Raw genomic sequence first — 25,012 nt, 5'->3', positions numbered from 1 at the left:
GGCAGATTTAGAATAGCTAATTTTATACAAATAAAAGTTTGCTTTATGGAAATTGCTAAAAGTATAAATCCTGCTACAGGTAAAATTGTAAAAGAATACCCTAGAATTACTACTGAAGAGGCGGTTACTAAAATCGATAAAACACACCAAGCCTATCTGCAATGGCGAACTAAATCTTTTGATGAACGTGCAAAATATCTACACAGGTTAGCAGATGTTTTGGAACGGAACAAACAAGTGTATGCTGAGTTGGCAACTAATGAAATGGGTAAATTACTAAAACAATCTGTAGCTGAATTAGAAAAATGTGCTTGGGTATGTAGATATTATGCAGACAACGGCGCAGAGTTACTCCAAGACAAATATATTAAAACAGAAGCTAGTAAGAGCTATGTTACCTTTCAGCCTTTAGGTGTGGTCTTAGCTGTTATGCCGTGGAATTTTCCATTTTATCAAGTTGTCCGTTTTATTGCTCCGGCATTAATGGCTGGCAATGGTGGCGTACTTAAACATGCATCTAACGTTCAAGGTTGTGCCTTTGCATTAGAAGCTGCAGTGGCTAAAGCTGGATTTCCAGAGGGATTATTTCAGAACTTAAATGTGAATTCAGATGCAATAGAAAACATCATTGCAAATGATAAGATTGTAGCAGTAACCTTAACCGGGAGTGACCCTGCGGGGCGTTCCGTAGCTTCTATTGCTGGTAAACATCTTAAAAAATCAGTATTAGAATTAGGGGGGAGTGACGCATATATTATTTTGGAAGATGTAGATATAGATAAAGCTGTAGATACGGCTACTTATGGTAGATTACAAAATAACGGACAAACATGTATTGCGGCAAAACGTTTTATTGTTGTGGAAGCTATTTATGATGAGTTCTTAGAGAAATTTACTAGTAGTATGAAAGCAGCAAAAATGGCAGAGCCAAAGGATTTATCCGCTTTTTACGGACCAATGGCCCGCACTGATTTAAGAGATGAGTTGCACGAGCAGGTTATGAAAACGGTAGAACAAGGTGGTGTATTACATTTAGGAGGAAAAATACCCGATAGGGAAGGTGCATATTACCCTGCAAGTATTCTTACCAATTTAAAGCCAGGTATGGTGGGTTTTGATGAAGAATTATTTGGCCCGGTAGCCGCTGTAATAAAAGCTAAAGATGAACAAGAAGCTGTGGCTCTAGCCAATGCTTCAGCATTTGGTCTGGGAGCCGGCGTTTTAACGGGGGATAAGAAGCGTGGAGAAAAACTAGCGCTTCAACTAGAAGCGGGTAATGCTTTTGTGAACAAGTTGGTAGCTTCTGACCCTAGACTACCCTTTGGAGGTGTAAAAAACAGTGGATACGGAAGAGAATTGTCTAGTTATGGCATACGAGAATTTACCAATACAAAAACCATTTGGGTAGATTAATTACAGCTTAGTTTAAACAAAAAAAACACCGCATTGCGGTGTTTTTTTGTTTTTAGAAAATGCAATTTAGCTTTTGTAAATTTCTTTATAGCCATCTAGTTTTTCTTCTAATTCAGACATATTTTCAACATATGTATATTCTGTATTAAATACACGTTCTGGTTTTTCACCAACAATGTAATACTTAACATTTAAGTCTGGAGCTTTCAATGTTACCTGGTCAGAAATACGCATTTTTTTATCACCTAAATTTTGTTCGCCTTTTTCTAATGTAGATACTACAATTAAATTGTTGTCACTAGCGTAAATCTTATCAATATCAAGTTCGTGTTCTACGCCATCAATTTCTGCCTCTACGCGTACGGTACGCTCTTTCTTGTCTCCAAAGTCTTCTGGCATATCCACATCAATATAAGGTACTTCTACCTCTTCTTCTTCCATTACAACAACCACTTTAGGGATTTCTACCATTTTAGTAGTTGTACCCACATTTACGTCTGCCCAATCCACATCGTAAGAAGGTAATTGTCCAGCTGCAGTTTCAATATCAACATCCACTTCTGGTAATTCTGCTTCTTTTTTTTGGTCCACTTTACAGCTTGATAATAAAATAGGAGTTGCTACTGCTATACTAACTAGTAATTTTTTCATGAGATACTGTTTTTAATTATTATTAAAGTCGTAGCAAAAGTAGGTGGCTGCTGTGCCAATGCCTTGCTGAAATCCTAAAATCCTTGACGCGATGGATTGATTTTAAGATACATCTCTCAATTGTTGTTTTGTTATAATTCTAGGGGACTCCAAACCTATATTGTAATAAGTTAAGAGTTCATCGTAATTCCGTAAGGCTTTAATATTACCTTTTTTTATACCTATTGCAAATGGAATACTTTTAGGAGTCTCTTTTAAGAGGTTTATTTCGTGTAGTTGCAGACTTTTGTCTCGGTGGATTAATTTATGTACTATCTCTTGCCAAACTATAGGTAGTAGACGTTCTTTATTCACATTTATACTTCGCAATCTCTTTAAAGACTTCTCTAGCCCATTTGTTGGTAAAAACGTATTTGTGTTAGTGTATATAATAAGGTCTTGTTGGTTAAAGTGAAGAAATCCCATGATTTTATCTTGTAGTTGTTCGTATTGTTTGTTCAACCCGTAAAACTCCGACGTTTACTGGCTTTATATTACACCAAAAACAAATAAGATGAACGCAATTGAAAAACGACTTCTTTTTATAAGTAAAACGTAATGAGTTAATTACAATGCCATATGAAGTAAGGTTAAGCAATTATAATTACAACTTTTGTAGGGCACAGTTGAAGAAAAAGAATTTAGAAATAAAAAATTGTATAGAATATGTCATTATTTGAAAAGACCACAGAAGATAAATTGAATAATTTATTAGCAAAGGCTTATGATGCAGAGCAAGGTTTTACCAAAGCCGCTGAAAAAATAGACAATCCAACATTGCAACGTTTTTTTGAGCATAAAGCAAATGAAAGAAATCAGTTTAAAGCAGAATTAGAGCATGAGCTGGTTGCAAAGGGAATGGATATAAATAAAAGTGGAGGCAGTGTTTTAGGTGCTATGCATAGAGCTTGGATAGATACCAAAGCATTATTTTCTCAAGACGATGAGGAAGCTATGTTAGAAGAGGTTAGAAATGGAGAAAAAGCAGCTTTGGAAGATTATCAAGAAGTGCTTAAAGAAACTAAAATTCCTACATCTACTTTAAACATTTTAACAGCACAAAAAAATAAGATTGAGCAGAGCTACAATCGCGCAAATTACTTAGAAGAAATTCACTAAGATTTTATTTGGTTAGTTTGGTTTGGTTTGTAAAAAGGTTGCCCACTTTGGCAACCTTTTTCTTTTTAATAGTGTAGTTCTTCTTTGGCTAACAGTTAAACAAAATTCTTCTAGATTATAGATTTTATAACACTTTTAAGTTGCTTAAGATTATTATAAAGCTGGTATCCAGACCTTAAATTAAAATATCTGTTTAAGCATATTTTAATTATCGTTTTAATAAACGATAAAATGTTCACTTACTTAAATTTTTGTTTATGATGCTGAGTTATAGATTAAACAAAGTTTTCTTAAAAAAACAATTTTGTTTAAAAGATTGACTTATGTTTGTTGTATATTGTTTGATGTAAACAGACACATTTATGACCTTGTATTTAAAATATGATCTCTCACAAACCTATAAATCGGTAATTGAGTTTGTATTGAAAAATGCAAATATTGAATACAACTTGGTCAACTTAAACGAAGTGCAACTTACAACGCCTTTAGAATTATCAGAAAAAGTGGAGTTACAAGACCAGTTGTCTACCTTTCATATAGAAATAGTAGACGACCCCAAACTGAGCTTGGTACAACGCATGAAATTTTTGATAGACGTTTATTTAAAGGATAAGGAAGCACAATTAAGGAATGTAAGTGATTTTTTAGCAGAGGAATTAGACTACTCTTATTCCTATTTATCTAGTTTGTTTTCTGAAGCTACCTTCACTTCTATAGAGAGTTTTATTATCCTAAGAAAAGTGGAAATGGCCAAGGAGCTTTTATTAAAGACAAGTATGTCTTTAACAGAAGTTGCCTTTGAACTCAATTATAGTAGTGTAGCCCACTTGTCCACACAATTTAAAAAGACAACGGGATTAACGCCATCTGCATTTCAGCGGATTATTCAGAAAAGGAAAAGCATGTTCCCTAATTAATTAACCAAGCACACAATGTTACAGGACAGATTAAAGATTAACCTGACGGATGACGACTTAGATGACCGTCTGTTCTTTGAAGAGGCCATTAATGACCTACAGATGAACACAGAATTAACCACTTTTTGCCATGGAGGGGAATTGATGGATTTTTTAAATGCTAATGTGGCTAATAAGCCAGATTTAATTTTTTTAGATTTAAACATGCCAGTTATGAATGGTATGGAATGTCTTAAACAAATTAAAACATCTCCTTTGTTAAAAGATATTGTGGTAGCTATTTACAGCACTTCATCTTCAGAAAAAGATATTGAAGATACGTTTATTAGAGGTGCAGATATTTATCTAACTAAACCCAGTTCTTTTGCAGAGTTAAAAAAGGCTGTGGAACGGGTTTTAAAAATTAACTGGCAATACCACACCTCTGCATTGAATAAAGAAAATTTTCTTTTAAGAGTATAATTTATGCCCACAAGAGCGTTAGACCGTTCCAATAAAGCACAAACATTTGCAATGCTAGTTGCATTTACGGTTTTATTGGCGGTTTTTATTTTTTCTTATATAAGATATTACAAGTTAGACGATGACCGCTTGGCTTCTTCAGAATTATTTAAGGAGCAAGTACAAGCAGAAAAGCTGTTTAATACTTATAACGAGCTGCAAATAACCCAGCTCCAATCCTCTTTTGTAAAACAACGGGTGCCTGTAGAAAAATTTCAATCACTTATAGAACAGTGTCAGCAAATTTTAAATCAACTCAACAAAAATTTTAAAGACGACCCACTACAAAAAAAGCACATAGACCTCATACAAAAACAGCACGATAGTCTACTAAAAGCTTTCACCAAATTAGATTTGGTTGTTGAAGCAGAAAATAGCAATAGTGAAGATGTAAGAAGACTGTTTAAAGAGATGAATGGTATTCTGTATAATATTGACAATGCCAAAGACAACATTATTGCTTTTCAACAACACAAAGTACAAGAAAGCGAAAACAACTTACAAAGAAGCAATAGGTATTATGCAATTTTGTTCTTCGCCGCAGGATTTATCTCACTATTAATTTCAATATTAGCATTTGTACGGATAACAAAAGACAATAAACACATAGTCCGTACTACAGAGTTTTTAGAAAGTGTTTTAGAAGCTACGGAAGAAATTGCCAACTTATACCTTCCTGTTTATAATGATGAAGGGGATGTTGTGGATTTTAGAATTGATTACGCCAGTAAGGCCAATGAAAGTGTAACAGTATTTAAAATAGAGGAATTAAGAGGTATGCTTGTTTCTGATGTGTATCCCTTTATGAAGAAAAGTGGCGAACTAGATCGTTTGATAAATTGTTTTAACACGCAAGAGGCAACTAATGATATTTTAGACTTTAATATAGATGCGGCAAGAAGGTATTTTTGGGTACGTTATTTTCCTTTTAAAGACAATGTAAAAGTTCTTGTTTCTGATGTTACTAGCAACAAAATGTATGCTCAAGATTTAGAACGACTAAATAGTGAGTTAGAGATTAGCAATAGCCTGTTGAACGAAGCAGAGAAAATTGCATCTATGGGTTCCTATATATGGAACTTAGACAAAGAAGAAACCTTTTTATCTGATAACGTCTATAGAATTTTAGGTTATAAAAAAGGGGATTTTGATGCAGGTCCAGAAAAATTTAGAATGTTTGTACATCCAGAAGACTTGGAAGAATACGAGCAACAAATACAGGAGGCTTACGAACTTAAGAAACCATTAGACTTTAATTTTAGAGGGATAAAAAAGTCTGGCAAGGAAGTACATTTGTATACAACGGGCATTTTTGATGAGCACTCTGAGGATAGAATAATGGTAGGTGTTATTCAAGATATTAGTAAACAAGTACGTTTAAATAAACGTTTGTTAGAACAAAACACGGTATTACTTAAAAAAAATACGGAATTAGAATCCTTTAACCGGGTAGCAAGTCATGATTTACAAGAACCTTTACGCAAGGTGCAAATGTATTTGTCTAGGGTTATGGAGGGAGAAGAAAAACTACCCGAACGTAAACAACAGTTTTTAGAAAGAGCCTTAGACGGTTGTGCTAGAATGCGTGTGCTTATTAATAATTTACTTTCCTTTTCTAGAATAGATAAAAGAGGTGAAACCTTTGAGCGAATAGACCTTACTACTATTTTAGAGGGTCTTGCAAACGATTATAGTTTAAAGTTAGAAGAAACTAATTCTGAAATAATATTAGGAGAATTGCCTGTTGTACGGGGTATTCCTTTTCAGATGGAGCAGTTATTCAATAATCTAATTAGCAATGCCATTAAATACCGTAAAAAAGGAGAAGGTGTAATAATTAACATCAACGCAGCTGTGGTACATAGAGAAGTTGCCATGAATGACGGTCTTATGGTAACAATGGACTACCATAAAATTACGGTTACTGATAACGGTATGGGCTTTGATAATGATAAAAGAGAAAAGATTTTTGATATTTTCCAACGCCTGCACCAAAAACATCAATATACTGGTACCGGTATAGGTTTGGCTATTTGCCGTAAAATAATCACCAAACATAAAGGTAAAATATACGCCAAAGGCTTTCCGGGAGAAGGATCTACATTTACGGTTGAATTACCAGTAATTTCTTAACGACTTCTAAAAACCTTCTTCATTTTAACATAGTTTTATAAATTTTTCTGAGCAATCTAAAAATCATGTAACGCAATTGAAAAATTGTGTAACGTATTAGGCTTTCTGTTAAACGATATTTGAAATATCAAAATTGCCAAACAAAGAAAGCTATGAATATACAATCAGATTCCTCCAGTAAATTATATGCCAAAGTAGGCAGAACCATCGCAAAATCGCAATACTTCGCAACACCTACATCTATTACAGAAGTAGATGAAAATGTAGAAGAAGAAATATAAAATCACACAAAACAAATCATCATGGAAACATTCACAATTCACTCAAATACCTTAGGCAAAGCCTTAGAAGAATTAAAAACCCAATTAGGTGCAACAGCTACTTCGGGTTTAAAAGAGCAACAATTAACTTTTAACAACGCTACCGGTAGAGGCCAAGTAACCGGTTTATCTTTAAAAGGAAGAATTAACTATTTAGAGTTTGATGTAACTTTTAAAGAAGACACACAGATTCTTTTGGGAACAGAAACCCAAAATTCCTTATTTTTTGCCTATTGCGTGGAAGGTTCTCTACGTCACAAGTTTAGCGAGAATCACCAATCTGTAACCTTAGAACCATTCCAGACGGCAATTATGGCCAATAGCGTTTCTCCTCTAAACGTGCTTGAGTTTAAAGCAGGTGAGCGCACTAATGTTAGTATCATTGGGGTATATGGTTTATTGCAGGCAGATAAACCAAATACCATAAGATACCAACTTAAAGAAACTTTTTTAGAACAAAATCAAGAAGATTATAGATTTGTTGGCTCCTACAATTTAAAAATTGCTGATAGCGTAAGCCAATTACAAAATCTTAAAATGACAGGTTTAGTACGCGCCTTAATGACCGAAGGTTTAGTACATATTATACTTGCCATGGAGATACAACAACACCAAAGAGATAAACTGCTTAAGGATGAAGTTTTAGGCTCTCTTAATAGTAGAGATAGAAGATTGGTAAAAGAAGTATCTGATTTTATAAAGAATTATCCAGAGACCAATAAAACGGTAACCGATTTATCAGAAAAAGTAGGTATTTCACCAGCAAAATTACAAGAAGGATTTAGATTGATGCACAATACTACGGTAAATGATTTTATCCGTAATGAGCGTATTAATAAAGCAGAAATGCTTTTAAAAACAACAGACCTTAATATATCAGAGATTGTATATACTATAGGATTTTCTAGTAGAAGTTATTTTTCTAAAATATTCAAAGAAAAGTACAACTGCTCTCCTGTGGAATACAAATCTAAAATTAAGTTGGCGGTAACTGCTTAACTTAATAAGTAAGATTTTCATACATATTGATTTGTGGTGATTTGGCCGTCTATTAGCATGCTAGTAGACGGTTTTTTTATGATGTATATAATTTTGTGTCTCTCCAAATTATAAGCTTAAATTTTTTACGAGCACGTAATTATAGTAGATACAAAAGGATAATCATTTGTTACATCTGATGCTTACATACCCATTCCTATAAATAAAAGAAGTAGTAGTTATAGCTTATTTGTAAATAGCTGAAGATATTTGGGATATTAAAAAGGTAAAACCTAGTGCCTGTGTAGTTTAGTAAGAAATAGCAAAACAAACGGTATGTTAGTTTATTCTGTAGATTTTAATAGACGCTCTTTATATATAAATTTAATCAATACAATAAGAATAGCTATAATTGGTACCGCTAAAATTAATCCCAAATAACCGGTAAACAATCCTAACACAACTTGCGCTAACAATACCAAAGCCATGGGCATAGCAATCATTCTCTGATTAATGTAGGGTGTAATAAGATTACTTTCTACAAATTGTATTCCAATGTAAAGTAGTATGGTGTATAAAGCTAGTTGCGGGCTAATAGAGGCTGCCAATAACACTGCAGGAATTAAAGATAATAACGGACCTACATTAGGTATAAATGATACTAAAGCTGCAAAAATGGCTAAGGTTATCGCTAATGGAACGTCTAAAACCAAAAGTCCTACCAAGGTTAACAATCCAACTACACTCATAGAAAGAAGTTTACCCATTAGCCAATGCTTAAGGGTTGTTCCTAACTTATTAATAAGTTCAGCAACATCCTTTTGATAAGTTTTAGGAAATAAACCCGTAAAACCTTTAGTATAAACGCTTGGTTGTATAGTGAAAAAAGCTCCTAAAAATAGTATTATATATACATCACCAGCAATACCAAAAAACGAACTAAAAAATTGTTTAATAAATTTTCCACCTTCATTTTGATTGCTTAATTGTTGTTGTAGAGGCTCTACCAAGACACCAAACCATTGGGTGTGTTTAAATTGGTTATTTAGCTGTTTTGCCGCTTTAGGTAACTCCTCTTTTAATTGTGGTATCTGACTTTCTAAGCTTGGAACCACTAAAAAACCTAAAATTATAAAGAAAAGAAGTGTAGCTAAAAATGCAAAACCTAAAGAAACAGAGGTGGATAATTTTGTTTTGCGTTGAAACCAGCTTTTAATTCCATGAAAATATAAGGCAATGAGTACAGCCGCTAAGAGGAGTAATACTACTTTGAATGCTTTGATGAAAAAAATGATAAAAACCACCATCAGCAAAGCTATTGCGATAACGGTGGTTAGTTCTTTTACACGTTTGGAAGCATCCATGGTAGGATAGATTCTCTTTGTTATAGATGTTGTAAAGGCTAATGCCCTAAATAATTTACTTATTTACAATAAAAGCATGAATTACACCTGGTAACCAGGCAAGAGCGGTTAATAGAATACTTATCAGCAGAGTAAGGCCTAATCCGTGTTTAAGCCCAACTGCTAAAGGTGGTAACAATATGTTAAGTAAAATTGTTGCTAAGGACATAATTGTGTTGTATCGTTTTTTAATTTACTAGTTGGCCTCAAAGTTAGAAATGGGAATAACCTAGGCTGTGCTCATATGATTATTTAATGAACTCATTTGCGATTGACGCTAGTAATCCATTCCAAATTCTTCTGGTTTAACTTTTTGATTTTCAGGAATATTTAATTTCTCCATTATTTGGAATCCAATGGGTTTAAAACTCCCTCCATTACTATCTTTGGCACTACAGGCGGTAAGTGCCACAATAACATCAGTTAATGCTTTAAATACAATAATGTCTCCCGCCTTACTGATGGGCGGGAGCACTTTTATCTTACCGTCTAAACCTACGTTCACATTCATAAATATGTTGAAAGCTGTAGGTATTGCATCTGCTTTAATTCCGTAGGGAGCTAAAGCGCACTCTAGATTGTTTTTACAACTATGTGTTGTATCATGGTCATCATACAAATACATAAAGGTTTCCTTACTACAAGGAGCTAAAAGAAAATCGTGCTGTTTTACATCATCATAAACGATTTCTAGCAACTTGTTACTACGATTGCTCCAAATGTAATTACCCGTGGTTAATCTAATGGTACCTTCAAAATCCAAGGTTTTTCCAGAAGAAATATGTTCTCTGGTATCATTTGCAGCAAACAAAACCATATCAGACACTTGCATACCTTGTATATCTTGTACACATAGGTACTGCCCTTTTGTTAGGGTAAAAGAAGTTCCGCTTCTGGGTTCAATCGTAGTCATATTATATTTTTTGAAAAGGACATTTCCAATTTAAATTGTTGTTTTTACCAGAGTACTGTAGTGCTTCACTAGCCATACCATGGTCTTGCAAAACGGGATTAATACTCCCATTTTTCTCCAAATCTCTTTGTCTAATATGGTCTCTCACATTTTCAAACAGTCCTTCTTCTCGTAGGCGCTCAAATTGCCAATGCAGATTAAACGCAATCATGGGGTAGGGGCTTCGTCTTGCGTTTCTTGAACTATTAGGATGCATACCAACAATGTAAAAGGCTCGTCCTTTTATGCTAAAACTGAAATCAGGACTTTCTGGATTGCTAGAAACTGTAGGGTCCCATTGTTTGTCATCCTGTAGATGCATATTTTGTAATAATGTCCATAATGCGTTCTCAAAAGCTTCCTCTGTAGAAAAATCATCTGCCGGGAATGCGGCTAAATACGTCTCATAACGGTCATTTGTAAAATCGTAATCTTCCAAGTAGGATTCAATGTGCTGCAATAATTTTGCAGCTGTATCATTACGTTCCATAGAACCGTACACATGATAGGTCATTCTATCCATTTTAAAAAGTGATTTTGCCATAACGCAAGGATGGTCTTGATCTACCAAAAAATGTTCTAGCGCATCTTCAAACTTTTCTCGGGTCAAGATTAAATCGCACGTACTCGTTTCTTTTTCAATTAGCCTCATTTTTAGTGTGTTTAGGTGTTCTGTTATCGTTTGCTGGCGAGGCTTGGTTTGTGTATCAAAAGTACAGGAAGTATCTAGGGATAGGGTGTCTATATTAGCGAAAGGTTAATGCAATTACAATAGGCATATCCATTAATTTTTATGGCAAATGAATTAACCATTACCTTTAAAGCCAGGGTAGGTGGTCATGCCTCCATCTACATAAATGGTTTCTCCGTTTATGTAATCAGAATGGTCAGAAGCCAACCAAGCGGCCACTTCTCCAATATCTTTAGGTTGACCAATACGGCCGTAGGGAATTAACTTTAGCATTTCTTTTCGCTCTTCTTCTGTATCCCTAGCGTTCTCATTAATCTTTGTAGCTATAGCTCCAGGAGAAATAGCGTTACAGCGAATTTTTTCTGCTGCATAACCTTGGCAAATACTTTTCATGAGCATATCAATCCCGCCTTTAGAAGCGGCATAATTTATATGACCGGACCATGGAATTACATCGTGAACTGAACTAATATGTATTAATTTACCAGCTGCTTTAGAGATATGATCACGAACACCTTGTTTCAAAAATAATTTTACTGCTTCGCGAGCACATAAAAATTGTCCTGTCAGATTTATATCAATAACTTTTTGCCAATCCTCTAAGGCCATCTCGTGCAGTTTATAATCTATTTGTATACCTGCGTTGGGCACTACAATATCAACAGCATCAAACACTGCAATTGCCTTTTGAAACAGGGTGATAACGTCTTGCTCCTTGCTTACATCCCCTTTAACAGCAATAGCTTCAGTGCCAAAACTTTTTAATTTTTCCACAGTTTCTTGAGCCCCTTCTGCATTAGAATGGTAATTAACAACCACTTTAGCACCAGCTTTACCCAAGGCAAAAGCAATACCTTGTCCAATTCCAGAGCTGGCCCCTGTAACTATAGCAGTCTGATTATTTAATGTGGTGCCTTCCATATTCTAAGTTTTAGCCTATAAAATTAGGAGCAATAGGGTAGTGCAATTAATACAAATACAACTAAGTTTAACTCCTTAAGCTTTTTAGAAAATGGCGAACGCGTTTAATAATATAAAAGTGTTAATTAATTGTAAAAAAATCATATATTTAGCTAAACGAGAACGAATTGTAGTATTCCTACGCAATTCCATTGAATAACTCTTAATGACTAATTAAATGATGAAAAAAAACTTGCTTAAAAATCGTTTTTCTGCCGTAACAATGGCTTGGAAAACCATGACTTGGGGTGTTTTATCGGGTCTGTTTTTGTTGTCTTCTTGTACAGAAGAAACTACAGCGGAGGTGGAAGAAACGGTATTAGAAAGCCAAAAATTAAGTTTTACCTTAGCCCCAGACCCAAGTGAATTAATTGTGGTAGAAGGAATAACGGATGCTGGTGCAATAGAAAAAACAACTTCTGCTGCAGGACCTGATAGAGGTAGATTTAATATCACATTAAAATATTTAATTCCACCTTCTGAAAGGCAACAAGCTGTTTTTGAGGCAGCTGCAGAAAGATGGGAGCGCATTATTATAAAAGATGTGCCTTCTTTTACTGGAACATTACCTTCTGCTTTTCAAGGTGTACCTCCTGTATTGGATAATGAAACTGTAGACGACGTCATCATAGAAGTAGTATTAGCCCCAATAGATGGACCTGGACAGATTTTGGGACAGGCTGGTCCACGTTTTGTACGTACTAGCGATTATCTTACACTTTCTGGTGTTATGTTTTTTGATATTGATGATTTAGACTTTTTAGACCAGATAGATTTGTTTGAAGAGGTTATTGTGCATGAAATGGGCCATGTTTTAGGTGTTGGCACTTTATGGAATGCTGGTGGACGTACTTTATTACAAGGGTCTGCAGAGGAACCGTTTTTTGCAGGTAAAAAAGCTAACGTATTCTGGAATGCAGAAGGTGGAGCATACGAACTACCTATAGAAAACACTGGTGGTCCTGGTACCGCTTATGGCCATTGGAGAGAATCTGTATTGAATAACGAGTTAATGACGGGCTACTTAAATTTGGGAGAAAACCCATTAAGCAGAATTACAGCTGGTTCCATGAAAGATTTAGGCTATGGAGCTGCTAGTGTAGGAGAATCTTATGATTTACCAAAAGGAACGGAAGGTGTCAATACCGCCGTTACAAGAGAGGCCGATGGTGATATGGGCATTCATATTGCAGAGCGAGAAATATTATTACAACCTATAGGTGTAGTGAACATAAAAAAGTAAATACTACTTTCTAAAGATTAAAAACCCATCTAAACAGATGGGTTTTTTAATATTTTAACTATACAGAATAAGGAACACGCCAAGTAATACTCCACTTAAAGGAACTAGTTTTTTACGTTTGTTTTTTTCTTTGAACAAAACGCCACCAAGTAATACTGCAATTAAAAGCTGACTCCTTTTTATGGCGGATAAAAGCATAATTAATGCTTCTGGGTCTTGTAGCGCTTTAAAGTAAAAATAGTCGGCAAACTGCAGTAATACACCCACAGCTGGGATGCTCCATCGCCAGTTGAACGACAAGTTACTACTGCTGGTATTCTTATATTTAATAAGGACTATAAGTCCAACCAAAAGCATAGTATAGAAGCAAAACCAAAATTGTAGCGTTGGTGGATTTAAGGTTAATGATTGTATTAAAAATTTATCATACAAACCACTAGAAGCCCCTAGAAAGGTAGCAGCAATAATGGCATAAATCCATTTATTACTTTTAAATATAATACCTTCTTTTTTGCCTATTTGTGAGTAAAGAAAAACAGAAAGTATAATTAAAAAGAAACCAATCCATTGAAAAGCATTAGGCCTTTCTTGGTAGATAAGAATGGCGCCTAAAAATGTAAAAAATGGCCCAGCCGAGCGTATGGGAGTAACTATGGTAATGGGCAAATGTTTTAGTGCTTGGTAAGCCAAAACCCATGAAGAAGCCATTATCATAGACTTTATTAAAATGTAACCATGAACCTTTGCAGGAATGGGGTTGACCATTAATTGCAAGTTTTGCATGGTTTTTGGCGCCCATAGAGAACCTATAAAAATAGGCAAAAGCACTAAAAAGCCAGCCGTAATAGTGCCTAATAGCACTCCGTACACTTCATTATTACGTACAGCATGTTTTTTGCAAAGGTTGTGTAATCCTAAAAACAATGCTGCTAATAAGCCTAGATACATCCACATACGGTTCGCAAACATATTGGTTTAAAAAAACCGCCAATGCAAAAATTGACGGTTTTTAAGTGTTAAAATCATTTTTATTCTTCTTCTGATGCTGCTACTGCAAGCACATCTGCTAGTTCTAAAGTCTCATCCATTTCAACACTTGCAGGTACGGAGTTTTTAGCCGCATTAAATTTTTCTATGCGTTCTATCTCATTTTCATCGCCAGAAAAATAAGGAAAAACGTCTACGATGGGCGATTCTGCTATAGCAGGAATGGTATAATCTCCCATTGTACCTTTCATCACCTCAATGGTATTATCATAGGCTTCTTTAACGTCATTGGCTTGTACTAATAAGTACATATTGGTTTTACGCTCCTTGCCACTTTCTTCATCATAAGCAATAAGACTCACACGACTTTTAAACCAACGGTCTGTATTCTCAAAAGGGTGTATTTCTGCGTAATTAGCTACTTTAATATTAGTGATTTTTATCTCTTCACTATCACTTAAATAGGCTTGCATCTCTTCTGTAATTCTACTTTCCGCTTCTGTATAAGAAATTGCATCTACTAAAAAAGGTTCTGTTTTAACCTTTTGTGTGCCTGTAGCTTCGTCTAACTTTCTGTATTTTACTTTACACTCGTACCAGGTGGCGCTCATATCTTTTGTTTTTGGGGAGGCAAAGATAAAACTCACTTAGGCCACTGAACGGACTTTTGAACAAAGAGATATTCACATTATTTTAATACCTAAATTATAGTGTTGTTAATGAGTATATTATAGGTTGTGTTTTAAGAAACAAGAGAAGTTTCTGAGTGATAAAACGAATTTCTATTGAGTTTTTTATAAAATGGAAAAACAACGGTAAAGGTAGTGCCAGCACCAAAACCTTCAGATGAGGCTTTTATAGTGCCCCCATGAGATTCTACAATTTGCTTTACCATATACAAGCCTAAACCTGTGCCCTTTACACCAGAATGAAAACGCATAAAAGGAGCAAATAACTTTTCTAACGCATTTTGGTCCATTCCTAGGCCATTATCGGTTACAAAGAATTTTATAGTATTGTTTTGTACCAAAAAATCTACCGTAATCTCTGGATGGGTTTCGTTACCCATATACTTTATGGCGTTATCCAATAAGTTGCTGAATACCTGTAAAATTCTGTTTTTATCACCCTTAATTACGGGCATATTGTCTGCAATTTTTACTTTAATATTGGAGTTATTTAGCTTTCCTTTTACCGTATTATGCGCTAAATCTAATACCTTATTCATATCTAGCGGTTGCATATGGTTTTCTATCTTACCTAATTTGGCAATTTTAGTAATATCCGTGATTAAATCGTTCATAGTATGGCAAGACATGTGTATCATGTTAACATACTCTTGCAGTTCTGGCTGTTTTTCAGGGTCTATCTCTGTTGCGATTAAATTAGTAAGCGCTTGTATACTTCCGGTTGGACTCTTTAAGTCATGCGATATGGCAAAAGCAAATTTTTGAATTTCAGCGTTTTTTTCGCTTAATTCTTTAGCAGCCACACTAAGTTTTTTCTTTTCTAATTGTAATTCGCTTGTGCGGTCTGCAATTTGTACTTCTAGTTCTTCTTGATACTTTTTTAATCGGGCTAAACGTAAAAAATGGACCAAGTATATCAGCAATGCAATTGATAAAATGGTTATCATTTTAAACCACCAAGTTTTCCAAAAAGGTGGAGTAATGGTAATGTATAATTTCGCTTCATCCGTACCCCAAATTCCGTCTGTATTCGTCGCTTTTATACGGAGTATATATTCTCCGTGATTTAAGTTGGTATACGTAGCTCTGTTATTAGTACCTACATAATTCCATTGCTTTTCAAACCCTTCTAAATAATAAGCATAATTAATACGTTCTGGATGACCGTATTCTAACGCATTAAAATCCACACTGAAGACTGAATGTTTATGTGATAAGGTAACGGAATTGCATTCCGTTATTTGTTTATCTAAAATTCCAGAATCATCATAAGGGAGTACCTCTTTATTAAATATTCTTAGATTTTTAAGCACTATTTGGGGTTGCTCACTGTCTTTTTTAACTTCTTCTGGATTAAAAATATTAAAGCCATTACTACCTCCAAATAACAACGTATGGTCTTTGGTGTAGAAGGCGGAACTTCTATTAAATTCATTACCTTGTAAACCATCGGACCGATTGTAATGGAGGGCTTCTTTTGTAGTATCATTGTACTGTATTAATCCGTGCCCCGTACTTATCCAATGATATCCGTTTTTATCTTGTACTATAGCTTTAATAGCATCGTCTATTAAACCTTCTTTTTTAGTAATAAATTGAAATTTATCTGTTAGCGCATCGTATCTATTTAATCCAGATTCTGTACCCACCCAAATTACGTCATCATTATCTTGATATATAGACGTCACAAAATCGTTTGTAAGGTCATTATTTCCGTCCTTATGATATTGTTTTACATCCCAACTGCCTGTAGTAGTTTCTATAATTTTATAAAGTCCTGTATTTTGGGTGCCTACCCATACAGCACCATCATTAGCGATTAATATTCTGGAGACGCTTCTTGCCAATCCCGTCCCTTTTTCAGTGGTTAGTGGTATGGTGCCATTTGCCTTTGTAGTAGGATTATACCAATGTAGCCCACCTAAAAAGGTAGGAATCCAAATTCGGCCTTTAGCATCTTTAGCCATGGCAAATATGTGGTTGGCTTCTAGGAACGAATTTTCCGTAGTCAAAACCTCATAATTCTTTGTTTTTAGGTTTAATATACCCAATCCATGAGCCCAAGACCCAACATACAGGTTACCATCCCCATCTGGTAATAAAGAAAGTACCACATTGGTGTGTAGCGTATTGTTATCTAAACTATAATGGGTAAACGTATCTGTTTCCCTATTCCAATAATTCAATCCACCACCATCAGTGCCGATATAAAGATTATTGGCATCGTCTTCATAAAAGCAATGTATTATATTATTATTAAGCTTATCTGGCCTAAAGGGGTTCACCTTTACGTGTTCGAATTTGTGATAATTGGGGTCATAAATACTTAGACCATTTTTAAACAATCCCAACCACATTACATTGTCTTTACTTTGGTATAGACTCCAAATAGAATTGCCGATAGGGGATTGGGGTATAGTTATATCATTTTTATAAACTTTTACGGTTTCCGTTTTTGGATTATAAATAGCAATCCCTGCATTTTCACTGCCACACCAAATATTACCGTGGTGGTCTGTGGCAAGAGAAAGTATGGTGTGGTTAGGAGTAACCATCACCTCTTTAGCTGATAAATTTTTGTCCTTGGTTAAATCTAGTAATATTAATTTGCCTGTTCTGGTACCTAATACTAAGGTATTGCCATCGGGCGTTAAAAAAGATTCTTGAATAAATTCATTAGTTTTAAAGACTTGACTCCCCTTGTTTTTTGTAACAAAAAATACAGTCCCTGCAGTGACTACAAAGTAGTTACCGCTATTTTGATACTCGTGTATACCAAATATAGTATCATCTTCTTCTGAATCTTTTAGATTAGAAAGCGATATTTTTATGGTTTCACCACTTACCGTATTATGCTTAAATAAGCCATTTCTAAAGGTGCCTATCCATAAAGATTCGTCCTTTTGATATAGTGCATTAATGTATTTAGACTGTAAAAATTGGGATTCTTCTTTAAAAGGATAGGGTTTTACTACATCTAAGGCTCTATCGTAAATACTTACTCCGTACAACGTTCCTATAATAAGGTTTTGGTCCTCATTTTCTGTAAAACACTTAATGTAACCATCCGTTAGGCCAATTTTTCCGTCAGTACTCACCTCAAAGAGTCTAAAATCACTACCATCATAACGGTATATACCATTGGTAGTTCCCATCCACATATACCCTTTACTATCTTGTAAAATTTGGGTAGACGAAGCTTGAAAAACGTCCTTAGCAATGGGGTAAAAGGCAAGGGAATCTTTAGCAGACTGCGCTATGCAATACCCACTCCATAGGAGTATCAGGACAAAAACAATAGGGGCGTTTTTAGACATTATGCAGCTTTAAGATTATATTTTGTAATACTTAACCTACAAATAAAACAAATTATTTTCGGATATCTATAGATTTGTTGGGAAAGGTATGCTAGTTGTGGTCATGTAAAGATACAAATTATTATCAAACCGCATCGTTAGGGCTGTTATGTAAGATTTTGTGCAATTGTGTTCTCCTCTAATTATTGAGATTGCCACACTTTAGAACCCTAACTCAACTGGATTTTCATCAATTATTTTCGATATATCTCTAATATAATCGTCAACAAAAATAAAGCACCAAAGATTTAAACAATCACTTCCAAGGTTCAAGGTTACAATCCATCTTATTAAATCTACAGTTGAGTAAAGACGATTAGGGTTTAGGTACTTCTTAAATGCATCTTTGCAACCAACTAACACACAATACAGTCATCATGAAAAAAACAATCCTTTTATTATTTCTTCTGATAATCGCCCAAGGACAGGCCCAAATAGAAACCAGCGTAACAGCTACGCAATGGCAAGAAGATTTAAGCTACATACAAGACCAAGTACACACCAATTTTCCGTTCTTATTTAAAAAAGTAACACAAGAAAATTGGGATAGGGCAGTTGACCAATTGCATCAAGAAATTCCTACCATGGAACCGCATGAAATTAAAGTAGGATTCTCTAGAATTATTTCTTTATTTAAATACGGACATACTCAAATTCCCTTTAGTACCCTAGGTAAAGAAGGAATACTACCGTTAAACCTATACCATTTTAAAGATGGTGTGTTTGTGGAAGGCACAACAAAAGAGCACCAGAAAATACTCGGCGCTAAACTGATAAAAATAGGGGAGTACCCAGTGGCGGAAGCTTTGGAACGTATTTACCCAGTAGTACCTGCAGAAAACGATAGCTATTTTAAAGCTTATGGATTACGATTTTTAACTATACCAGCTGTATTACATGCACAAAACGTAATAGACACCTATGCGGATGTTGTAACCATGACATTTGAAAAGGAAGGTCAGCAGTTTACGCATTCGTTGCCACGTATAGCCTATAAAGACCGCTCTACGGATTATTTGTTGACCATACCAAACCAGAATTGGATAAGTGCCAGAGATACTACAGAAACACCTTTGTACCTTAAAAAATTGAACGACACCTATTTTAATTTTGAATATGTAGAGGATTCCAAAACGCTTTACGTACGCCAAAGCTCTGTTTTTAATCATGAAACGGAAACCATCAAAGACTTCTATAACAGACTGTTCGCCTTTGCGGATACACACGAAATAGAAAAATTTGTGTACGATGTTCGTTTAAACGGTGGTGGCAATAATTACAACAATAAAGGTTTAATACAAGCCATACTTGCGAGGCCGGATTTAAATAAAACCGGCAAATTCTTTTACATTACAGGAAGACAAACATTTTCTGCCTGCCAAAACCTAACAAACGAAATAGAAAACTACACCAATGCTATCATGATAGGGGAGCCCACAGCAGAGAATAAAAACTTCTATGGCGATACTAAAAAGGTAACCCTACCCAATTCAAAACTAAATTGTTATCTATCTTTTGCCTGGTGGCAAGACATGCCGCAGTGGGAAAATGCAGATGCCACGGTCCCTATTGTAGCTATTGAGCCCACTTTTGAGGAGTACCAAACCAACCAAGACCCCGTTTTAGCATTTATCCTAACTCAGGATATGGACGGATTCATGGCAGACCCTATGGCACATTTAACACAATTATTTATAGAAAATAAAATTGACCAATTGCGTACCGATGCTGCACAAATTATGAGCAATCCCCTATACGCGCACATTCCGTTTGATGCGCATTTTATGCAGGCAGCAGAAAACCTAGCGTTCCAAGGGCAACACCAAGGTGTTTTATTAATCTACCAATTGCTGTCAGAGTCGTACCCAGAAAATGCGACGGTTTGGGAAAATTTAGGTAAGGCCTATGAACAACTAGACCAAAAAGAACTTGCGCAAAAGGCTTTTAAAACAGTAGCACAATTGCGCAAGGAGTAGCATTAATTGAGTATTAAAAAGGTTTGCAGGAAGTTTACAACTAGTTAGTAATATAGTTGTAGAGTTCCTGTATTTTTTCTGCTTGTTTAAATTGCCCACCGTAAAACGAAGTTACCGTTGCAGACGTATCATCCTTAATACCTCTAGAAGACACACATAAATGTTTGGCATCTATTATAACAGCAACATCTTCCGTTCCTATAATTTCTTGCAATTCTAAACCTATTTGGTTGGTTAAACGCTCTTGCACTTGTGGCCGTTTAGCAAAATACTGTACCAAACGGTTTAATTTAGAGAGGCCAATCACCTTACCAGAAGAAATGTAGGCCACATGCGCTTTACCAATAATAGGCACAAAGTGGTGCTCACAGTTAGAGTAAAAAGTAATGTCTTTTTCTACCAACATTTGGTTGTACTGGTATTTATTATCAAACAGGGCCACCTTAGGTTTATTGGCAGGGTCTAAACCAGAGAATATCTCGTCTATATACATTTTGGCTACGCGGTTTGGTGTGCCTTGGAGGCTGTCATCTGTAAGGTCTAAGCCCATAACATCCATAATTTGGGCAAATAAATGCGCAATTTGCTGCTTTTTTTCTGCATTACTCAACAGAAAAGCATCTGGTTTCATGGGTGTAGCTACACCAGTATACAGATGGTCATCTCCAATTTCTTCGTGACTGTGGGTGTCTAGCAAACGTGTACCGTTTACCAATTCTTCTAAAACTAAATCTTTTTCTTTCATAGCGTTTTAATTCCAGTGGAATTCCTAGTAGGAACTCCCAGTTCAATTAAATTTTGAATGAAGATACATATTTTGTTTAATAAATATAAATAATTATTAAACATTTTAAGTAAAGGTAGTGAAAACTTGCTGGCTAGGGGAGTGGTATATTGCGCTATAGATTTGAAATAAAGCAGTTTATAAGTTAATGTATATTGTGATTAATAAAATGGCCAAGCTACTGGTTTTGCGGGAAAGGAAATTGCTTGTGCAATTTATCGGAATAGTAGCTTAATTGTGTCAGGTAAATGGAGGCAAGAAACTCTAAAATTGTAACTACTTAGTTATCTGTGTATCTATTTGTTATGTAAAATAGCAATTTATAAAGGTTTCTAAATTTGAAGGATAGCCAAAAGTGAAGCTTTTAAATGGCGCTGCCCAAGCGTTGACAAATTATTCGCTTAACTTATTTTTTAAAATAAATAGCTTATGAATGCTTCGCATTCGTGTTTAAAATACTGGCGAGTAAAACTTATCTTGTAGATAAATTATATGAGATTGCGAGATGAAGCGTTGGACTTTGTGGCAGAATTTCTTTTAACATAATATCGTTGCCGATATAATCCGCACAAGGGGATGTCATATCTGATATTATATAAAATAGCGAGCTATACAGAAATTCTGAGCAATTTGCTACAGATAAGCATTTGTACTATAATTTATATTATGTAAAATAGAAGTTTTTAGGAATAGCCCTATTCCTTGTTTTGTTCTTCTACAGCATATAATGCAATAGTTTCTTCTTTCCCTCTAAGTGCTATGGTCCCTTTAGCATTAAACTTATATTTTTGGTTGGGTTGTAGCGCTTGCTTCAATTGGTCAGATATGAGCAATTCGGTTTTCATTTCATTACACAGACTTTGTATGCGCGCTGCGGTATTGAGCACATCTCCTGTAAATACCAATTCCTTTTTCAGTGCACCCAATTCGCCCGTGGTTACTTTACCCATATGCATACCTGCTTTAAATTGTGGTACAACACCAAATTGTTCATTGTATTTTGGAGCTTGTCTTTGTATGGCTCGCTGCAGGCTGTAAAAACAAGCAATACAATCGGTATTACGGATTCCCTTATTAATTGGCCAACTTATCACTACTTCGTCCCCAATATATTGGTATACCTCACCCCAATGTGCAATTATAGCATCTGCCATATCATTGTAATACCGTTGTAAAAAGGTAAAATACCTAACATGTCCCAATTGTTCTGCTATGGTGGTAGACGCTTTCATATCTACAAACATAAAAATGCGCTCTTCTGTAATGGGTTTATGGTATTTACCCGTAAAAAAGTTATAAAGTACCGCAGCGCCAAGATTATCCCTTATTTCCGCGTACAGAACCGTTACTAACAAGCTAAACACCAACTGTATACTTGTACCATACAACGCGTTACTTTGCCAAAATTCTGCAAATCGTTGTTTTACCTGTATATCCCATAAGCTTACATTCATTTCTAATGCCGCCGCTATAGGATACAGCACAGCCATCATCAACACAAAAAAAACGTTGTAAATCAAGAATTTCCAAACAATAGTAGCAATAAAACTCTTATTTCTTAGTCTGGGGTCTACCACGGCAGTTTCTAAATATCCAACCACCAACCCCACAATAAATACGGCGCTACTGGCAAAAGCAAAGGTTTCTATGTTTAAGGTAATAGCGCCCCGTTCTAGGGCCTTATTTCCAGTGGCAAAATAATCGCTCAACATAAATACGCTTCCCGTAAAAAACCAGATAAACCCAAAAGGTAATATCCTATTAATGGTTCTGTATCGGAATGGATTTAGTGTTCCCAAGCTTTTAAAAGTTCGTTAAAAAAGGGCCTTGTTAACAGCTAAAGTGCTAATTTATAGTTACTTTTAAATGTCATCAATCAAAAAGTGCAATTGCTGTACAGTCGGCAATAACCCTAGAGTTCTTAAAGATATGGATTCTAGGGTTTTTCTTTATAGATGAGATACTGAAACAAGTTCAGCATGATGCAGAATTTAATAGTGCTTTGTACTGTTCACTCTAAAAAAGATTTCTCAGTCGTAGCTTCGCTGCTCATTAGCGAAATGACGACGTAAAGATGTTTTAGAGCACTTATAACTTCAAATAAATGAGATGCTGAAACAAGTTCAGCATTGCGAAAGATTACAGCGCTTGTACTTTTTAAGTAGTACTTTAAGCGCTGTACTTCGTAATTATACTTTCTTTAAATCTCTAGATGCGTTTACTGCTCTAAACCAGCAATAATTTGTTGTTCAGAACTAAGTAATAAGGCTTTGTGTTCTGCAACAAAACGACGCAACTTAGCAGAAAACGGGTTATTCACCACATCATCAATAAGACGTTCTTTTTCTCGCTCTTTCAAACTTTCTTGTGCGCTGATAAAGGCAATAAGCTGTTCTTTTTTCGCCTTATTGGCTTCTTTTTGTTCGCTTAAAGAGGTTTGATTCTCAAAAAGCGAGCTATCAAATTTGTGGGCTACCGGGGTTTTGGCTTCCTCTATTTTTTGCTGTTCCATGGCATCTTTCGCGGTTTCTTGGGCGCATAAACTACCCATACCACAAAAGGCAATGCCAAGCATAAATAAAGTGTTCTTCATGCTCATTTTCATATAGTGTTCTCACCTTTAAAATTAGAATACCCCTACCCTTTTTCCAAATTAAGCTACAACATATGTTATACATCGATATTTATGGTAGATAAACGGTAAACCTGTGAATAATTGGTAGTGCTTGCTCGTTTATTGGCGTGCTTTCATCGATAAAATACACCTAAGAATTAGCCATTTCCACAGGGTGAAAAATACTATTCAAAATGGTTAGTACAAGACGCTAGAAAGGTATTGACATTCATGTTGGTAATAAATCAGAAATCAGATAGGCTAGAATACAAAGCAGCAACTCTGATTATAGGTTGGTAAAGCGTGCTCTATATGCTTTTGGACTAAGTTTTTTACTCTTTTTAAACACACGGTTAAAATAAGAACGGTTACTAAATCCGCATGCCATATAGATTTCCGTTAGGTTAAAATCGGGATTTTGTAATAAACGTACCGCTTTCGCTATGCGTTCTTTATTGATAAATTCAACCGGACTAAGGCCAATTTCATTTTTAAAGACCCTGTAAAAGTTAGAAATGCTCATGCACGCTTTTTCTGCTAGTCCATCATTTGTAATTGTACTATCCAAATTATCTTTTATGTATTGTACAACATGCCCAAGTTGTGTATTGCTCATTATATAAGAACTGTCTGCAGCATAAGCCTTTCTAGAATTAGCTTGTAAAATGCGGACAATTAATTCCTGTACCATATTGTCTACAAAAAGCTCTTTAGAAGGGTGGTTTTCTGTAAATAAATATACCAAACGCTGTAGTATTTGGTAAATACTGGCATCATTAGTAAAGTGAAAATTATAATCCATGAGCTGCCACTCTCTCCCATCACTACGGGTCATTTGCTCGTTCATGCGTTGTACCACTTTTAGAATACGTTCATCTGCAATTTCCATAGCCAAACATTGTGTGGGGTTGTCTAAACGTGCTATAGGAAAATCAATACACATTAATTCGTTAGCCGGTAGTATCAAGGATTCGCCCGGTAAAAAGTCGAATGATTGTTTGTCTCGTAGGTGCATAATCTTTTTGCCCTGAAACATGCTGGCCAGAACGGGAGCATTGAACTGGAGTGCTACCTTTTCGGCTACTTTATGTGTTTCATACACATGCATGATAACATGGTCTAAAGCGTAACTCGTTTGGTTTTCTACAAGGGTTCCTATTTTCCGATTTTTGTAGTGGTTGGGTGATAGATGCAACATGGTTCAATTATTATATCAGCAAGTTAATGGGTGCTGTTGTGTAATATTCTTAAAAATATATCAAATAATTATTAATTCGGTAAACAAA

The 25,012-nt window shown here is 35.3% G+C and carries 23 protein-coding genes; 9 read left to right on the top strand and 14 right to left on the bottom strand.

Going from position 1 to position 25,012, the window contains the following annotated elements; genetic code table 11:
• Positions 1–45 precede the first annotated feature (45 nt).
• The gene (locus HCO57_RS03595) at positions 46–1,413 is read left to right on the top strand and encodes an NAD-dependent succinate-semialdehyde dehydrogenase (protein WP_167987875.1); all 1,368 of its coding nucleotides are present in this window, start codon (positions 46–48) and stop codon (positions 1,411–1,413) included.
• A 66-nt stretch (positions 1,414–1,479) separates the two neighbouring features.
• Here HCO57_RS03595 and HCO57_RS03590 read toward each other — a convergent pair whose 3' ends face one another.
• Together HCO57_RS03590 and HCO57_RS03585 are read right to left on the bottom strand one after the other, a co-directional pair.
• Entirely contained in the window at positions 1,480–2,064 is a 585-nt protein-coding gene (locus tag HCO57_RS03590) for a hypothetical protein (protein ID WP_167987874.1), read from the bottom strand.
• A gap of 102 nt (positions 2,065–2,166) precedes the next feature.
• Positions 2,167–2,529, bottom strand: coding sequence for a hypothetical protein (locus tag HCO57_RS03585; protein WP_167987873.1), 363 nt, complete (start codon positions 2,527–2,529; stop codon positions 2,167–2,169).
• 240 nt (positions 2,530–2,769) lie between these two features.
• On the opposite strand from HCO57_RS03585, the gene HCO57_RS03580 reads away from it, so the two are divergent.
• The 6 genes from HCO57_RS03580 (at position 2,770) to HCO57_RS03560 (ending at position 8,092) form a co-directional block, all read left to right on the top strand.
• Positions 2,770–3,222 carry a ferritin-like domain-containing protein gene (locus HCO57_RS03580; RefSeq protein ID WP_167987872.1) on the top strand — a complete coding sequence of 151 codons (453 nt, stop codon included), beginning with the start codon at positions 2,770–2,772 and terminating at the stop codon, positions 3,220–3,222.
• 362 nt (positions 3,223–3,584) lie between these two features.
• Positions 3,585–4,139 carry a helix-turn-helix domain-containing protein gene (locus HCO57_RS03575; RefSeq protein ID WP_167987871.1) on the top strand — a complete coding sequence of 185 codons (555 nt, stop codon included), beginning with the start codon at positions 3,585–3,587 and terminating at the stop codon, positions 4,137–4,139.
• A 15-nt stretch (positions 4,140–4,154) separates the two neighbouring features.
• Positions 4,155–4,601 carry a response regulator gene (locus HCO57_RS03570; protein WP_136949866.1) on the top strand — a complete coding sequence of 149 codons (447 nt, stop codon included), beginning with the start codon at positions 4,155–4,157 and terminating at the stop codon, positions 4,599–4,601.
• Between the two features lie 3 nt (positions 4,602–4,604).
• Positions 4,605–6,773: an ATP-binding protein gene (locus HCO57_RS03565; RefSeq protein WP_167987870.1), complete on the top strand. Its 2,169-nt coding sequence runs from the start codon at positions 4,605–4,607 to the stop codon at positions 6,771–6,773.
• A 152-nt stretch (positions 6,774–6,925) separates the two neighbouring features.
• Positions 6,926–7,054, top strand: a complete 129-nt coding sequence (locus tag HCO57_RS16725) for a hypothetical protein (protein ID WP_262887804.1) — start codon at positions 6,926–6,928, stop codon at positions 7,052–7,054.
• A 21-nt stretch (positions 7,055–7,075) separates the two neighbouring features.
• The gene (locus tag HCO57_RS03560) at positions 7,076–8,092 is read left to right on the top strand and encodes a helix-turn-helix domain-containing protein (RefSeq protein WP_167987869.1); all 1,017 of its coding nucleotides are present in this window, start codon (positions 7,076–7,078) and stop codon (positions 8,090–8,092) included.
• Between the two features lie 323 nt (positions 8,093–8,415).
• On the opposite strand, the gene HCO57_RS03555 is transcribed toward HCO57_RS03560, so the two are convergent.
• The 5 genes from HCO57_RS03555 to HCO57_RS03535 form a co-directional block, all read right to left on the bottom strand.
• Positions 8,416–9,435 carry an AI-2E family transporter gene (locus HCO57_RS03555; protein ID WP_167987868.1) on the bottom strand — a complete coding sequence of 340 codons (1,020 nt, stop codon included), beginning with the start codon at positions 9,433–9,435 and terminating at the stop codon, positions 8,416–8,418.
• 55 nt (positions 9,436–9,490) lie between these two features.
• Positions 9,491–9,643 carry a YqaE/Pmp3 family membrane protein gene (locus HCO57_RS03550; RefSeq protein WP_136949870.1) on the bottom strand — a complete coding sequence of 51 codons (153 nt, stop codon included), beginning with the start codon at positions 9,641–9,643 and terminating at the stop codon, positions 9,491–9,493.
• A 108-nt stretch (positions 9,644–9,751) separates the two neighbouring features.
• On the bottom strand, positions 9,752–10,387 hold the full coding sequence (locus tag HCO57_RS03545) for a DUF1989 domain-containing protein (protein ID WP_167987867.1): 636 nt from the start codon (positions 10,385–10,387) through the stop codon (positions 9,752–9,754).
• 1 nt (position 10,388) lies between these two features.
• Positions 10,389–11,078 carry a guanitoxin biosynthesis heme-dependent pre-guanitoxin N-hydroxylase GntA gene (gene gntA / locus HCO57_RS03540; RefSeq protein ID WP_167987866.1) on the bottom strand — a complete coding sequence of 230 codons (690 nt, stop codon included), beginning with the start codon at positions 11,076–11,078 and terminating at the stop codon, positions 10,389–10,391.
• A gap of 153 nt (positions 11,079–11,231) precedes the next feature.
• The gene (locus HCO57_RS03535) at positions 11,232–12,038 is read right to left on the bottom strand and encodes a glucose 1-dehydrogenase (RefSeq protein ID WP_167987865.1); all 807 of its coding nucleotides are present in this window, start codon (positions 12,036–12,038) and stop codon (positions 11,232–11,234) included.
• Positions 12,039–12,255: 217 nt separating this feature from the next.
• Here HCO57_RS03535 and HCO57_RS03530 point away from each other — a divergent pair, with 217 nt between their 5' ends.
• Positions 12,256–13,320, top strand: a complete 1,065-nt coding sequence (locus HCO57_RS03530) for a leishmanolysin-related zinc metalloendopeptidase (protein WP_167987864.1) — start codon at positions 12,256–12,258, stop codon at positions 13,318–13,320.
• A gap of 54 nt (positions 13,321–13,374) precedes the next feature.
• On the opposite strand, the gene HCO57_RS03525 is transcribed toward HCO57_RS03530, so the two are convergent.
• The 3 genes from HCO57_RS03525 to HCO57_RS03515 all read right to left on the bottom strand — a co-directional run bounded on the left by HCO57_RS03525 (position 13,375) and on the right by HCO57_RS03515 (position 18,313).
• Positions 13,375–14,274 carry an EamA family transporter gene (locus HCO57_RS03525; protein ID WP_167988115.1) on the bottom strand — a complete coding sequence of 300 codons (900 nt, stop codon included), beginning with the start codon at positions 14,272–14,274 and terminating at the stop codon, positions 13,375–13,377.
• A gap of 74 nt (positions 14,275–14,348) precedes the next feature.
• Complete coding sequence (locus tag HCO57_RS03520) at positions 14,349–14,918, bottom strand: DUF4494 domain-containing protein (protein ID WP_167987863.1); 570 nt, start codon at positions 14,916–14,918, stop codon at positions 14,349–14,351.
• 131 nt (positions 14,919–15,049) lie between these two features.
• Positions 15,050–18,313 (bottom strand): sensor histidine kinase, encoded by a 3,264-nt coding sequence (locus tag HCO57_RS03515; RefSeq protein ID WP_167987862.1) that lies wholly within the window; start codon positions 18,311–18,313, stop codon positions 15,050–15,052.
• Positions 18,314–18,729: 416 nt separating this feature from the next.
• On the opposite strand from HCO57_RS03515, the gene HCO57_RS03510 reads away from it, so the two are divergent.
• Positions 18,730–20,328: a hypothetical protein gene (locus HCO57_RS03510; RefSeq protein WP_167987861.1), complete on the top strand. Its 1,599-nt coding sequence runs from the start codon at positions 18,730–18,732 to the stop codon at positions 20,326–20,328.
• 40 nt (positions 20,329–20,368) lie between these two features.
• On the opposite strand, the gene folE is transcribed toward HCO57_RS03510, so the two are convergent.
• The 4 genes from folE to HCO57_RS03490 form a co-directional block, all read right to left on the bottom strand.
• Complete coding sequence (gene folE, locus HCO57_RS03505) at positions 20,369–21,073, bottom strand: GTP cyclohydrolase I FolE (protein WP_167987860.1); 705 nt, start codon at positions 21,071–21,073, stop codon at positions 20,369–20,371.
• Between the two features lie 734 nt (positions 21,074–21,807).
• The gene (locus HCO57_RS03500; RefSeq protein WP_167987859.1) at positions 21,808–22,911 is read right to left on the bottom strand and encodes an adenylate/guanylate cyclase domain-containing protein; all 1,104 of its coding nucleotides are present in this window, start codon (positions 22,909–22,911) and stop codon (positions 21,808–21,810) included.
• A 419-nt stretch (positions 22,912–23,330) separates the two neighbouring features.
• Positions 23,331–23,705, bottom strand: coding sequence for a hypothetical protein (locus tag HCO57_RS03495; RefSeq protein ID WP_167987858.1), 375 nt, complete (start codon positions 23,703–23,705; stop codon positions 23,331–23,333).
• A gap of 307 nt (positions 23,706–24,012) precedes the next feature.
• Positions 24,013–24,924 (bottom strand): AraC family transcriptional regulator, encoded by a 912-nt coding sequence (locus HCO57_RS03490; RefSeq protein ID WP_167987857.1) that lies wholly within the window; start codon positions 24,922–24,924, stop codon positions 24,013–24,015.
• Positions 24,925–25,012 lie beyond the last annotated feature (88 nt).

This window comes from Croceivirga sp. JEA036 (assembly GCF_011882165.1).
Taxonomy (GTDB): Bacteria; Bacteroidota; Bacteroidia; order Flavobacteriales; family Flavobacteriaceae; genus Croceivirga.
Note: the sequence above shows the minus strand (reverse complement) of the source record. Positions and strands in the feature narration are given on the sequence as shown.

Excerpts from the sequence above, each read along its gene's own strand:
- HCO57_RS03545 (WP_167987867.1), bottom strand. The coding sequence starts at position 10,387 with ATGACTACGATTGAACCCAGAAGCGGAACTTCTTTTACCCTAACAAAA.
- HCO57_RS03590 (WP_167987874.1), bottom strand. The coding sequence starts at position 2,064 with ATGAAAAAATTACTAGTTAGTATAGCAGTAGCAACTCCTATTTTATTA.
- HCO57_RS03490 (WP_167987857.1), bottom strand. The coding sequence starts at position 24,924 with ATGTTGCATCTATCACCCAACCACTACAAAAATCGGAAAATAGGAACC.
- HCO57_RS03515 (WP_167987862.1), bottom strand. The coding sequence starts at position 18,313 with ATGTCTAAAAACGCCCCTATTGTTTTTGTCCTGATACTCCTATGGAGT.
- HCO57_RS03495 (WP_167987858.1), bottom strand. The coding sequence starts at position 23,705 with ATGAAGAACACTTTATTTATGCTTGGCATTGCCTTTTGTGGTATGGGT.
- HCO57_RS03570 (WP_136949866.1), top strand. The coding sequence starts at position 4,155 with ATGTTACAGGACAGATTAAAGATTAACCTGACGGATGACGACTTAGAT.
- HCO57_RS03555 (WP_167987868.1), bottom strand. The coding sequence starts at position 9,435 with ATGGATGCTTCCAAACGTGTAAAAGAACTAACCACCGTTATCGCAATA.
- HCO57_RS03580 (WP_167987872.1), top strand. The coding sequence starts at position 2,770 with ATGTCATTATTTGAAAAGACCACAGAAGATAAATTGAATAATTTATTA.
- HCO57_RS03550 (WP_136949870.1), bottom strand. The coding sequence starts at position 9,643 with ATGTCCTTAGCAACAATTTTACTTAACATATTGTTACCACCTTTAGCA.
- HCO57_RS16725 (WP_262887804.1), top strand. The coding sequence starts at position 6,926 with ATGAATATACAATCAGATTCCTCCAGTAAATTATATGCCAAAGTAGGC.
- HCO57_RS03530 (WP_167987864.1), top strand. The coding sequence starts at position 12,256 with ATGATGAAAAAAAACTTGCTTAAAAATCGTTTTTCTGCCGTAACAATG.
- HCO57_RS03510 (WP_167987861.1), top strand. The coding sequence starts at position 18,730 with ATGAAAAAAACAATCCTTTTATTATTTCTTCTGATAATCGCCCAAGGA.
- HCO57_RS03595 (WP_167987875.1), top strand. The coding sequence starts at position 46 with ATGGAAATTGCTAAAAGTATAAATCCTGCTACAGGTAAAATTGTAAAA.
- HCO57_RS03565 (WP_167987870.1), top strand. The coding sequence starts at position 4,605 with ATGCCCACAAGAGCGTTAGACCGTTCCAATAAAGCACAAACATTTGCA.
- HCO57_RS03535 (WP_167987865.1), bottom strand. The coding sequence starts at position 12,038 with ATGGAAGGCACCACATTAAATAATCAGACTGCTATAGTTACAGGGGCC.
- HCO57_RS03525 (WP_167988115.1), bottom strand. The coding sequence starts at position 14,274 with ATGTGGATGTATCTAGGCTTATTAGCAGCATTGTTTTTAGGATTACAC.
- folE (WP_167987860.1), bottom strand. The coding sequence starts at position 21,073 with ATGAAAGAAAAAGATTTAGTTTTAGAAGAATTGGTAAACGGTACACGT.
- HCO57_RS03560 (WP_167987869.1), top strand. The coding sequence starts at position 7,076 with ATGGAAACATTCACAATTCACTCAAATACCTTAGGCAAAGCCTTAGAA.
- HCO57_RS03520 (WP_167987863.1), bottom strand. The coding sequence starts at position 14,918 with ATGAGCGCCACCTGGTACGAGTGTAAAGTAAAATACAGAAAGTTAGAC.
- HCO57_RS03585 (WP_167987873.1), bottom strand. The coding sequence starts at position 2,529 with ATGGGATTTCTTCACTTTAACCAACAAGACCTTATTATATACACTAAC.
- HCO57_RS03575 (WP_167987871.1), top strand. The coding sequence starts at position 3,585 with ATGACCTTGTATTTAAAATATGATCTCTCACAAACCTATAAATCGGTA.
- gntA (WP_167987866.1), bottom strand. The coding sequence starts at position 11,078 with ATGAGGCTAATTGAAAAAGAAACGAGTACGTGCGATTTAATCTTGACC.